Annotated in this window: 8 protein-coding genes, 1 pseudogene and 1 riboswitch; of the genes and pseudogenes, 7 read left to right on the forward strand and 2 right to left on the reverse strand. The window is 62.9% G+C overall.

Annotated features, from left to right (window positions below; all coding sequences use genetic code 11):
* The first annotated feature begins 20 nt into the window (after positions 1-20).
* From OGV19_RS11005 to OGV19_RS11030, 6 genes and pseudogenes are all read left to right on the forward strand, one after another.
* Complete coding sequence (locus OGV19_RS11005; RefSeq protein ID WP_264313382.1) at positions 21-1,316, forward strand: NAD(P)/FAD-dependent oxidoreductase; 1,296 nt, start codon at positions 21-23, stop codon at positions 1,314-1,316.
* Positions 1,317-1,334: 18 nt separating this feature from the next.
* Entirely contained in the window at positions 1,335-1,805 is a 471-nt protein-coding gene (locus OGV19_RS11010) for an Lrp/AsnC family transcriptional regulator (protein WP_264313383.1), read from the forward strand.
* A 152-nt stretch (positions 1,806-1,957) separates the two neighbouring features.
* Positions 1,958-3,145 (forward strand): MFS transporter, encoded by a 1,188-nt coding sequence (locus tag OGV19_RS11015; RefSeq protein WP_413470119.1) that lies wholly within the window; start codon positions 1,958-1,960, stop codon positions 3,143-3,145.
* 321 nt (positions 3,146-3,466) lie between these two features.
* On the forward strand, positions 3,467-4,660 hold the full coding sequence (locus tag OGV19_RS11020) for an aromatic ring-hydroxylating oxygenase subunit alpha (protein WP_413470120.1): 1,194 nt from the start codon (positions 3,467-3,469) through the stop codon (positions 4,658-4,660).
* Between the two features lie 5 nt (positions 4,661-4,665).
* Positions 4,666-5,815 (forward strand): annotated as a pseudogene (locus tag OGV19_RS11025) (2Fe-2S iron-sulfur cluster-binding protein).
* 71 nt (positions 5,816-5,886) lie between these two features.
* Positions 5,887-7,518, forward strand: coding sequence for a BCCT family transporter (locus OGV19_RS11030; protein WP_264313385.1), 1,632 nt, complete (start codon positions 5,887-5,889; stop codon positions 7,516-7,518).
* Positions 7,519-7,584: 66 nt separating this feature from the next.
* Here the strand turns inward: OGV19_RS11030 and OGV19_RS11035 are convergent, their stop codons facing one another.
* Together OGV19_RS11035 and OGV19_RS11040 are read right to left on the reverse strand one after the other, a co-directional pair.
* Positions 7,585-8,244 carry a TenA family protein gene (locus tag OGV19_RS11035; RefSeq protein ID WP_264313386.1) on the reverse strand — a complete coding sequence of 220 codons (660 nt, stop codon included), beginning with the start codon at positions 8,242-8,244 and terminating at the stop codon, positions 7,585-7,587.
* A gap of 2 nt (positions 8,245-8,246) precedes the next feature.
* Positions 8,247-8,894: a TenA family protein gene (locus OGV19_RS11040; protein ID WP_264313387.1), complete on the reverse strand. Its 648-nt coding sequence runs from the start codon at positions 8,892-8,894 to the stop codon at positions 8,247-8,249.
* A gap of 79 nt (positions 8,895-8,973) precedes the next feature.
* Positions 8,974-9,088: riboswitch (TPP riboswitch) on the reverse strand.
* Between the two features lie 244 nt (positions 9,089-9,332).
* On the opposite strand from OGV19_RS11040, the gene OGV19_RS11045 reads away from it, so the two are divergent.
* A complete protein-coding gene (locus tag OGV19_RS11045) occupies positions 9,333-12,725 on the forward strand; it encodes an Ig-like domain-containing protein (protein ID WP_264313388.1) in 3,393 nt (1,130 codons plus the stop codon).
* The last annotated feature ends 4 nt before the right edge of the window (positions 12,726-12,729 follow it).

Below are 12,729 nucleotides of genomic sequence, written 5' to 3' on the forward strand. Positions count from 1 at the left end.
AGCACAGGATGACCAGATCGATGTCCACTTACAGCAACAACTACTACACCGGCACCATGCGCCCTGCGCCGCAACGCCGGCCGCTGACCGGGGAAGTGCGCGCCGATGTCTGCATCATCGGCGGCGGCCTTGCCGGCCTGAGCACGGCCAGGGAACTGCTGGCACGAGGGCGCTCCGTGGTCCTGCTGGAAGCTGCGCGGGTGGCCTGGGGTGCCTCCGGGCGCAACGGTGGCTTCGTCCTGCAGGGCTGGTCCGAAGGTTTGTCGGCCATTGAGCGACGCTGTGGCAAGCAGACGGCGGCATCGTTGTTCAAATTGTCACTGGAAGGCGTCGACATCGTACGCCAGACCATCGCCGAGCATGAGCTACCGGGCTGCGCCCCCACCACTGGCAAGCTCAGCGTGGTGCGCTACGAGGACAGCGACAACCTGCAGCGCACACGCGACCGCATGGCGCGGGACTTTGGTTTTGAAATGGAGTACCTGGATACCGCAGCGATCCGCAGCCGGTTGAACACCGAGCGGTACTTCCAGGGGCTGCGCGACAACCACGGGTTTCACTTCCATCCGCTGAACTATTGCCTGGGCCTGGCCGAGCTTGTGGAGATACAGGGCGGCACGATCCACGAGCAGTCGCCCATGCTGCGGGTCGAACATAAGACCGCGGGGCATCGTGTCAGCACGGCCCACGGCGCAGTCACCTGTGCTGACGTGGTGTACTGCTGCGGCGGCTACGGCGGCCCCGAGTTCGGCCCCTTGCGCCGGGCATTCTTACCGATCGCCACCTACGTCGTGCTGACCGAGCGCCTCGGTGAACGGCTGCGCGACATCGTGCGCACCCCCGATGCCGTCGGCGACAACCGCCGCGCCTCCGACTACTACCGCATCGTCGAGGGTGACCGATTGCTCTGGGGTGGCCATATCACCACACGCAACCTGCAGGATGAACAGCGTCTGGGCCAGCTGCTGACCCGCGACATCCTCAACGTGTACCCACAGCTACACGGGTTGAAGATCGCCAAGGCCTGGTCCGGCCTGATGGGTTACGCCCGCCACAAGATGCCGCACATCGGCCCGCTGGGCCGGGGGCAGTGGGCTTGTACTTCATTTGGGGGCCATGGTATGAACACCGCACCCGTGGGTGCCCGGGTGGTTGCCGAGGCCATCTGCGGCGAGACCGATCGCTACCGCCTGTTCGATGCCTATGGCCTGGAATGGAACGGCGGGCCATTCGGGCCGGCTGCGGCGCAAACGGTGTATGCGGGCTTGAAACTCATGGACCGGTTCCAGGAAGCGCGCTCGCACTCCAACAACTGACACCGACCAGGAATCGCCATGGATGCCCACAACCCCGGCGCGCTGTTCAAACTGACCGAAAAAGACCGGCAACTGCTCGCGCTGCTGCAAGCCAACGCCCGCGAGCCCACGGCTTCGCTGGCACGCAAGCTGGGGGTGTCGCGCTCTGCGGTCCAGGAGCGCATCAACCGGCTGGAGAATGCCGGTGTCATCACCGGCTACAGCGTACGCATCGACCAGGACAAGCTGCAGCAGGTGATCAACTGCTTCACCATGACCTCGTGCAGCAACAAGAGCTACACCGATGTAATGACCACCCTGCGCAAGATGGAATCGGTGCAAGCCGTGTATGCGGTGTCCGGCGAGTCGGACTTCATCATCCATCTGACCACCCACACGCTGGGTGAACTCAATGCCGAGCTGATCCGTATCAACATGATCAAAGGGGTCGCGCACACGGCGTCGCACATCGTCATGGAGACCAAATTCAGTCGCAAGCTGACGGTGTAAAGCCGGTTTCACCGCCTGCCTCCCAGTGGAGCACATTTGTACTCCTTACCAGAAAACCCCGTCGAGGGGGCGCCCTGCATCCTCGACGTTGCGCGCCCAGATTGACTATGATCCCACGTTGAACGTTTCAGCATGTTTCAAAAGGGATTCAAATGTCTGTCCATGAAGCACCTCCGCTAACCCTCCCGAAAAGTACTGTCGCCAAGATGGAAGCCGCCATGGCGCTGGGCAGCTTTGCCATCGGCACCGGCGAATTCGCCATCATGGGGTTGATGCCAGACATCGCCAGCAACCTGCAACTGAGCGAGCCCCAGGTGGGCCATGCCATCAGTGCCTATGCCCTGGGCGTGATGGTCGGCGCCCCGACACTGGCGATCCTGGGTGCCAAACTGCTGCGCAAGCACATGCTGCTGCTGTTGATGGCGCTGTACGCCCTCGGCAACCTGGCCACGGCCTTTGCCCCCTCGTTTGGCGGCTTGGTGACTTTTCGCTTTATCAGCGGCCTGCCCCACGGCGCCTACTTCGGCATCGCTGCAGTGGTGGCATCGAGCATGGTGGCGAACAACCAGCGGGCGGGCGCGGTGGCACGGGTGATGATGGGCCTGACGCTGGCCATGTTACTGGGCAACCCGGTTGCCACCTTCCTGGGGCAGTACTTCGGCTGGCGCTCTGCGTTTGTGCTGGTCGGGCTGATCGCCCTGTGCACCATCGCCATGGTTTGGCGCTTCGTGCCGCAACCGCACGATGAGGTGCGCAGCGACCCGCGCAAGGAGCTGCAGGCGTTCGCCCTGCCCCAGGTGTGGATGGCGCTCGCCATCGCGTCGATCGGCTTTGCCGGCATGTTCTGCGTGTTCAGCTACCTGGCACCGACCATGCTGCACGTGACCCAAACGTCGCCGCAGTGGATCCCCTTTGGCCTGGCCGCCTTTGGTGTCGGTGGCATCGTCGGCAACATCGTCGGTGGCAAGCTGTTCGACCGCCTGCAGTTTCGCGCCGTGGGGCTGGTGCTGATCTGGTCGATTGCCGTGCTGCTGTTTTTCACCTTCGCAGCGCATTCGCTGTGGACCCTGTTGCTGGGCGTCGGCCTGGTCGGCACCATGATTGCCCTGGCCGCGCCCTTGCAAATCCGCCTGATGGATATTGCCCATGAAGCCCCAAGCCTTGCGGCAGCCTCGAACCACGCCGCGTTCAACCTGGCCAATGCACTTGGGCCGTGGTTGGGTGGCATGGCTATCACCGCCGGCATGGGCTGGACCAGTACTGGCTATATCGGCGCCGCAACGGCGCTGGTCGGTTTTGCCATTTACTGCGTGGCCCGCCGCATGAAGGGTGGGCACTGATCAAGTTGCCAGGGGGGCGTTGTGCGCCCCCCAACTTCTACATAAAACAGGCGCACGTAAGTTAATTAACGCAGTAAACGCCTATTATTTGTCCCGCCTGTAATATCCCTGCAAACCCCCGCCCTGCCGCCCCGCTCTCGCATAACTTCAAGTAATACCACGTAGAAAATTAAGCGCATTGACGCCTTTTCAGGGCCACTTCAATAATCCGCGCCAGACGGCTTGATCAATTAAAAATAAAAGTGCCTGAGGACAACAATGCGCCCTTCATCGAGCAAAACCCATCGCGAACTTATTGAATCACGCCAACCTGGTTTTGGCATGAATGGCGCGTTGTACAGCCGCCAGGATATCTTCGACACCGACATGGAGATTTTCTTCAACCAGCATTGGATACAGGTTGCCGTTACTGCCGATGTCGATGAGCCCGGTGACGTCTACACCGTGGACATCGGCAAATCGTCGGTGCTGATCCTGCGCGACGATGATGAACAGATCCGCGCGTACCGCAATGTGTGCCGCCACCGTGGCGCGCGCCTGAAGGAAGCGGGCAAATCCACCGTGGGCATGCTGGTGTGCCCCTACCACCAATGGACCTACGACCTGGACGGCAGCCTCAAGCATGCCAGCCACATGGGCAAGGGCTTCGACCCCAAGTGCCGCAGCCTGATCTCGGTGCATTGCAAGGTCATCGGTACTCATGTGCTGGTGTGCCTGGGCGATAACCCGCCCGAAGACATCAACGACCTCGAAGCGGTGATGGGGCCACGCTTCGAGCCGTTCGACCTGACCAATACCCGCATTGCCTACGAACTCGACTACATCGAGAACGGCAACTGGAAGCTGGTGATGGAAAACAACCGTGAGTGCTACCACTGCGCCGGCACCCACCCGGAACTGATCGTGTCTTACCAGTCCGAAGACCTTGGCGTCAGCCTGGAAGAAATGAGCGACGAGGCCCGCGCCTCGTACGATGCCTATCAAATTCGCAAAGCCGGTATCGAGGGCGACTGGGCCGAATCGGGCCTCCTGTACGAGACTGTGGAGCACTTGCAGGATAACGCGCCCACGCAGTTCCGTACCCAGCGCATGATCATTGCTGGCGCTGGCGAATCACAGACGCTCGACACCAAGGTTGCCTGCCGCAAGCTGTTGGGCAACTTGACCCGACGCGATTTGGGCGACACTCACCTGTGGGGCAACAACGCCTGGGCTCATGTGATGAGCGACCACGCCATGATCAGCTGGATCATCCCGCTGTCGCCGGATCGCACACTGGTGCGTACCAAATGGCTGGTGCACCGCGACGCCGTCGAAGGTGTCGATTACGACCTGCAGCGCTTGACCGAAGTCTGGGTCGCCACTACCCAGCAGGACGCCGCCCTGGTCGCCATCACCCACAGCGGCACCCAGGACCCGGCTTTCGTCCCAGGCCCCTACTCCACCTACACCGAGCCGTACGTCGACCAGTTCGCCCGCTGGTATACCTCGCGCCTCGCGGCACATGGGGTGTGAAGGAGATGACCGTGCTCGAGAACATTGCCCAGAACACTGCCCAAAACATCGCCGGCCTGCGCGCCGACCAGCGCTTCACCGACACCGACCACTGGGCCGCCCATGGCGCCCAGTGGGCCAGCGGTGAAAGCAAACGCATCGAGTGCCTGAGCGTCGTGGACGAAACCCACGACGTGAAGACCTTCACCTTCCACAGCCCGGATTATTCCGCCCTCGCCTACGAGCCGGGGCAGTTTCTGACCGTGTCGCCGGTAATCGCCGGGGCTAGCGTGTCACGCTGCTACACACTGTCCTCGACACCGACCCGCCCGTTCACCTTTTCCATTACGGTCAAACGGGTGCTGGGCGGTACGGTGTCCAATTGGTTGCACGACAACCTGCGCCCAGGGCACGCGCTGGCCGCTTCTGGCCCGGCGGGGGTCTTTACCCCGGTGGCGGGCCCGGCGCGCAAGTTGCTGTACCTGTCGGCCGGCTCTGGCGTCACCCCGCTGATGGCGATGACCCGCGCCGCCGCCGACCTGCACGCCGACCTGGACATCGTTTTCGTGCACAGTGCGCGCACGCCCAAAGACATCATCTTCCGCGATGAACTGGCGCGCCTGGAGCGCACCATGCCACGGCTGCGCACCTTGTTCTTCTGTGAAAGCACCGGTGACGAGCCGGACTGGCGCGGCCCGACCGGGCGCTTGTCGCTGGACGAACTGCAGCGCCAGATCCCCGACTTCAAGGAGCGGGCCGTGTTTACCTGTGGGCCCAAGGGCTACATGGAGGCCACCAAGGCATTATTGGCCAACGCAGGTTTCGACCTGGCCCGTTACCACCAGGAAAGCTTCGACATCAGCGCCGAGGCCGAGCCTGCAGCCCCCCCCCGTCGCGCCCGGCCAGGCCCTGGACAGCTTCACCGTGCGCCTGGCCCGCTCAGGCAAGGAATTCACCATGAGCGCCGACCAGACCGTACTGGCCGCCGCCAAGAAAGCCGGTGCCGTAGTCCCCTCCTCCTGCAGCCAAGGTGTATGCGGCACCTGCAAGACCGCGGTACTGCAAGGCAGCGTGGATATGAAGCACAACGGCGGTATTCGCCAGCGTGAAATCGACAAGGGCCTGCGGCTGCTGTGTTGCAGCCGCCCGACTTCGGACCTGGTGATCGACCTCTGACTTTCGACAAGGACGCCCGGGTTTCGGGCGTCCTTTTTTGCCGTCTAGCGAAAATAAAAAGGATATGGACGATGCGTGCAAAACAAGGCCTTTTCAAAGGCCTGAACCCTATTGTGACGGTAGGGTCCCTCTCCATTGTGGTGGCTTTCGTGGTGCTCTGCGCCTCGCATGGCGACCAGGCGGCCGGTGTGTTCAAAGGGGCCTCGGACGCCATTCTCGACCACCTCAAATGGTTCTACCTGGCCCTGGTCAGCGGCATCCTCGGGGTGTTGGTGTTCATCGCCTTCAGCCGCTTCGGCACCCTCAAGCTGGGCCGCCCCGACGAAAAACCCGAGTTCAGCTTCGCCGCCTGGATCGCCATGCTGTTCAGTGCGGGCATGGGCGTTGGGCTGATCTTCTGGTCGGTTGCCGAACCTGTGCTGCACTACGCCAGCAACCCCTTCACGCCGGGGCTCACCGACCAAGCCGCGTCCATGGCCATGCGCATCACCCTGTTGCACTGGGGCCTGCACCCTTGGGCGATCTTCACCGTGATTGGCCTGGGCCTGGCCTACTTCGCCTACCGTGAAGGGCTGCCGCTGGCCCTGCGCTCGATTCTCTACCCGATCATCGGTAACCGCATCTACGGGCCGATCGGCCACACGGTGGACATCATTGGGGGCGCTGTCACCGCATTCGGGGTCTCGCAATCGCTGGGGCTGGGCGTTGAGCAGATCAACATGGGCATGCACCAGGTGTTCGGCACCCCTGTCACCCTGTCGTTCAAGCTGAGCATCATCGCCGTCGTCACCGTGATCGCCTCGATCTCGCTGGTGGCCGGTGTATCGCGTGGCATGAAGCGCCTTTCAACGCTGAACATGTGGATTTCCCTGGGGCTGATGCTGGTGGTGCTGGCACTGGGCCCCACCCACTACATCCTCAACCTGCTGTTCGAGTCTGCAGGTGACTACGCGCAGAACATCATCGGCATGAGTTTGTGGACCGACGCCCAGGCCGACAGCAGCTGGCAGAAGAGCTGGACCGCCTTCTACTGGCCATGGTGGATGACCTGGGGGCCCTTCGTTGGCCTGTTCATCGCCCGTATTTCTCGCGGGCGGACCATCCGCGAACTGGTGTTCGGCGCGTTGCTGGTGCCAACCTTGGTGACGATCCTGTGGATGGCGGTGTTCGGCGGTGCCGCGCTCAAGGACGAGCAGCAAGTGCGCCACGCCTACCAGCAACTGCCGGTCGCCGAACAGACCGCTGCCGGCCCGTTCCAGGGCGGCCCGATTCTGGAGGCCACGCGCAAGGAAACCACCACGGCGATGTTCACCTTGCTCGACCGCCTCGACGGCCCGACGCTGGGTGCATTTCTCAGCGTGATCATCTGCCTGCTGTTGGCCGTGCATTTCGTCACTGCCGCCGATGCCGGAACCCAGGTACTGTGCATGCTCAACTCGCTGGGCAGCATCAATTCGCCCAACTGGATACGTGTGTTGTGGTGTGTGCTGGAAGGCGCCATTGCGGCCAGCCTGGTGATTGCCGGTGGCCTGTTGGCAATCCAGATGGCGAGCATCGTGGTGGGCCTGCCGATTGCGTTGTACATGCTGCTGACGGGCTACAGCCTGATGCGCAGCCTGTTGGCCAGTGACCCGGTGATTGCCCGGCAGGCGCCTGTGCAGGTGACTGCAGAGGCCAAACGGCCTGCCAGCGAACTGGCGTAGCGCCCCCAACTGCGCAACCTCTCGTCGGCAAGCGGTAACAGGTTGCGCAGGTCAACGCCCTACCGGTTAGGCAGCGCCATCGAGGCCCATCTGCCAAAAGTCGGCTTCAAGGCTCGACGCCTGGCCAAAGGTCCCCGCCAACGCCACGAAACGCTGCTCGGTCATGCTGCGCGCCGCCAGTTCATCCAGGTGCGCGCGCGCATTGGCCGCCACACGCTGATACCCCTCACCGGCGTACTCGCCGATCCACTCACGGTAAGGGTGATCGCTCAGGTCGCCAATACGCTCAGCCAACGTCCGCCCGATTTCTGCATAGCCGATCACGCAAGGGGCCAACGCCACGTGCAGTTCGAGCAGATCGCCTGCAGCGCCACAGTCGAGTACATAACGGGTATACGCCACCGTGGCCTGGTGCTCGGGTGCGGACTGAATATCGGCCTGGGTCAGCCCCCAGCGCGCGCACAGGCGCAGGTGCAGTTCGGTTTCGTCAAGGATCGCCGCAAGGCCCGCCTGGGCTGCACGGATGTCGGCCGGCAGGCGGCTCTTGTAGGCGGCCAGCGCCCAGGCGCGGGCGAACTGGATCAAGAACAGGTAGTCCTGCACCAGGTAAGTCCTGAACGCAGCCTCGCTCAGCGTGCCTTCGCCCATCTGGCGCACGAAGTCATGCTCGACATAACGCTGCCACTGGCCGCTGGTGGCCGTCTTGAGGCGATCGAAAACATCCATGCTCACACCTCCCCCTCATAAACGGCATCGAAGAAGGCCAGCTCAAGGGCTACGGTACGCAGGTAGAAGTCGGTGCTCAGCTCGGCTTCCTGCGGCCCCACGCGGTCCAGTTCAGCGTGCAGGAAGGCGACGAATGCCTGGAACGCCGGGTTGTCGTGCAGGGTGATCCATTCGGCGTGAACGAAGTGCTCGGGCAAGGGCTTGGGCGCCTTGATCGCCCAGTCCAGGTACAAGCCCTCGGCGACATTCAGCACCGCCAGCGCGGCGGCATAGGAGCGGGTGGCCGCCGCTTCGCGCATGATGGCCTTGAAACCTGCGGTGGGTGCGGTGTCCTCGGCTTCGACGCGCTGCGCCGGGCTTACGTCCAGCGCCTCGAAGGCGCGCAGGAAATAGGTGTTTTCATCACTGGAGATCATCCCGGCGAACTGGCCGAAGCGCAGGCGTGCCTCGAAGGTGTCAGCGGTCGCGATCGCAGCGCCAAGCAGGGTCAGGAAACTGTCAAGAAAACGGTGGTCCTGCACCAGGTAGCGGACCATGATCGGGTCCGGCAGGCTGCCGTCGCACAATTGGGTAACAAAGCGGTGCCCAACGGCCGCCGACCAGGTCGGCTCGCTCTGACGGCGCAGGGTTTGCGTGAAGCGTTCGGTCATGATGCTGTCCTCTGCAGGGGGTGACAGCGAGACCGTTGAAACTGGCATGGACTGGCCTCGCAGTGAGGCCGGCAAAAAGGCAGGTCGCAAGTCCCATCCCTTCGCCGGCATGATCCGGATCAGGTTCGAAGGGTCACCGCGCTGCTGCGTTCAGCGGTTTCTCAGCCCGATGCCGGGCTCCCCTTGGTGGCGCACAGGTATACAGCAGGTGCGAAGGTACTGTCACTACCCAAACAATGGGGCACCCATTACCCGGTTGTGGGTGCCTGCCCCCGTTTTTTGACACTTCCTTGGCGCCCTGGCCCCAGGCCGTGCAAGGATTTGTTTAACAAAGCATTACTGAAACACCAGTTGGCATAGCCGTTGCTCAGGCCCTTAAACCAGGCAAAACGCCATTGATGGCCCCAAGCCATACAGCCGCGAGCGAGGCATAAGGCAATGAAAACACCTGCCGTGATCCACCCCACCAGGCACGCATTCAAGCTGTCCTCCGTCACCGTGCTGATGCTCAGCCTTGGGCTGATCCCGGCCATGGCCTCCTCCCTCGATGACGTCAGCCAGCCCCCGCCGACCGATCCTTCGGCCTACACCGATCAGCCGGCCGACCCGACCCCCGCGTTGCTCAACCTGTATACCTTGCCGGAAGCCAACGAAGGCTCTCTGGAGCTCACCGATGGTGCTTACGGCGACCGTTCGACCGTGCGCAAGGACAACGTACTGCCGCCGGCCCTGCAAACGTCTGAAAAGTACCCCACCAACGGCAAGCCCAGCCCGCTGTTTGGCGCGCAACCGTTCACCCAGCAACTGCTACTGTTCGAGGAATTTGGCCCGGAGAAACTCGACCCGAGCATTCCTGCACCGAGCCTGACCTTCCCGCCACCCACCCTCGGCGCGGCACCCGCGCAAGACCCCAACGTGGTCGCGCGCAGCGGCCCCAGTGGCACGGCCCTGGAAGCTTTCCTCAAACAACCGGGCCTGTACCCGTTCCCGACCCAGTACTCCAACGTGCTCGACCGCAACCCCTGGAAGGCGCAGATCGAGATGTTCCTCAACCGCCAACCGGTCGGCTCGCCCGCTGAAGGCCGGCCACCAGGAAAGGGCTGGTCCCACCAGCGCTGGAACGAGTTCTACCCCCAGGCTGCGTTCAAGACCGCCCAAGCCGGTGCACGCATCAACCTCGGGCTGCGTGACCGTAAGCAATTGCACAACTATGCGGTCGGCGAGTTCGCGCCGGGCGGGCTGTACTACCAGACCTCGGACATCCCCACGACTCTGGGTACCACCAAGGGCATCGACACCCGCTTCCACCCGAACATGCCCCTGCAAAACCACAAATCGTTGTGGACGTTCGATGGCACCTTCCCGGTCAAGCTGCTGATGGTGCGCTATGGCCAGCCGATCCTCATGCGTCACTACAATGCGCTGCCGATCGACCCTTCGGCCAACGGTGGCTTTGGCCTTCACACCCTCTCGACCCACGAGCACAACGGCCACTCCCCGGCTGAAAGCGATGGTTTCGCCAACGCCTACTTCTTCCCCGGCCAGTATTACGACTACCGCTGGCCGGTGCAGTTGGCCGGCTACGACACCATCAACACCCGTGCCCAGGACCCACGTGCAGCCTTCCCCTGCTCACCGGGCGAAACCCTGTTCGTCAATGATGCGACGCCAGGCCTCAAGACCTGCGATAACGGCAGCATCAAGATCCGCGGCGACTGGCGCGAAACCATGAGCACCCACTGGTTCCACGACCACATGCTGGATTTCACGGCGCAGAACGTCTACAAAGGCAACGCCGTGATGATGAACTACTACAGCGCCCTGGACCGTGGCAACGAAGCCCTGCAGGATGGCGTCAACCTGCGCTTTCCCAGCGGCTCGGGCATGCCGTGGGGCAACCGCGACTATGACGTCAACCTGGTGATCGCCGACAAGGCCTGGGATGCCAACGGCCAGTTGTGGTTCAACCCGTTCAACACCGACGGCTTCCTCGGCGACCAGATCCTGGTCAACTGGCAGTACCAGCCAAAACTCAAGGTACGCGCGCGCAGCTATCGCTTCCGGATCCTCAACGGTTCGGTGTCGCGTTACTTCAAATTCGCCGTGGTACGTGAAATCGCCGGCACCAGCGGCGAGTTCAAAGGCCCCACCGGCTCCAACCTGTCTTACGCCCGCGTGCCGTTCCACATGATCGCCAACGACGGCAACATCATGGAGCATGCCGTGCCGTTCGACGGCACCCTGGACCTCAACGGCGACGGCGACCTCAAGGACAACAACGGCATCATGCCGCTGCAAGGCATCGCCGAGCGTTACGACATCATCATCAACTTCGCCAAGAACGGCATCAAAGCGGGTGACAAGCTGTACTTCGTCAACCTGATGGAGCACCAGAGCGGCAAGGGCCCGAACCAGGCCATTGCGCTGGCGGATGTGCTGTCGGAGAAATACAAGGCAGTCATCAAGCAGACCAGCAAGGGCCCGCAATGGGATAAAGGCGACCCGGTGGTGGGCAAGTTCATGCAACTGCTGGTGCAGCCCTACAGCGGCCAGGACCTGAGCATGGACCCAGTCGCCTATGAGCCGGCCAAGCCCGGCAAAGCCGCAGGCCTGAAAATGATCCCGCTGACCCTCGACCGTAACGCCGTGGCCGACCAGGCCAAGCTCAAGGCTGCCCGCCACCGCGAGTTCATCTTTGGCCGCTCCGACGGTACCGACACCACCCCTTGGACCATCAAGACCGATGGCGGCTTCGGCTACAGCATGGACCCACGGCGTATCAGCGCGGCGCCGCAACTGGCGAACGAGGCCACAGCAGGCGGCTTCAGCGGCGATGGCACCCTGGAAGTGTGGAAAATCAAGAACGGCGGTAATGGCTGGAGCCACCCAGTGCACGTGCACTTCGAAGAAGGCATCGTGCTCAGCCGTGACGGCAAGGCACCGCCAGAATGGGAAAAATGGGCGCGCAAGGACGTCTATCGCATCGGGCCGGACACCGACTCGTCGGAAGAGCTGGATATCGCTATACGATTCCGCGAATTTGCCGGGACCTACATGGAACACTGCCACAACACCCAGCATGAAGACACCTCGATGCTGCTGCGCTGGGACCTGGAACACCCTGGCCAGTTCCAGGTGATGCCAACGCCGCTACCGGGCTGGGACGGTGTGGAATACGTAGCCTCCGTGGGCCTGCCGACCTTCCGCACCGCCGACCACGACGATGAAGACGATGCCAACAAGCCGCCGGTTGCCGTCAACGACAGCGCTGCGACCACCGCCGGCAAGGCGATCACGCTCAATGTGCTGGCCAACGACACCGACCCCGAGCGCAACGTGCCCTTGACCGTCATTGGCCTGAGCCAGCCGGACTCTGGGCAAGGCACCACCAGCACCGATGGCACCACCGTGACCTACACCCCACCCGCCACCGTGGCCACGCCGTTCACGGCCAGCTTCAACTACTCGGCGCGTGACGCCAAGGGTGCCGAGTCGGTGGCTCCGGCCACGGTCAGCGTCGCGGTGAGCCCGGCGGCACTGATCGACGACATCCAGGTCAGCAGTGCCACGGTGCAAATACGCAGCGGTAACCGATTCACCTGGGACCTGTCCGGTACGACCTCGATCGCCACCGGCAACAGCATCAACGTGTCGGTGGCCACCACCAACGGCCTGCTGAACCTGGGTGCTGCGACGCTGACTGCGGCGACCACCGGTGCCCGTTGGCGGATATCGGTCACCACCACCGGCTACGGTCCGGCAACGCCCGCAACGGCGACCGTGAAGTCGAAGCTGGGGCAAAGCGTGACGGTACCGATCAGTTACCAGTAGCGGG

This window comes from Pseudomonas putida (genome assembly GCF_025905425.1).
Lineage (GTDB): Bacteria > Pseudomonadota > Gammaproteobacteria > Pseudomonadales > Pseudomonadaceae > Aquipseudomonas > Aquipseudomonas putida_AF.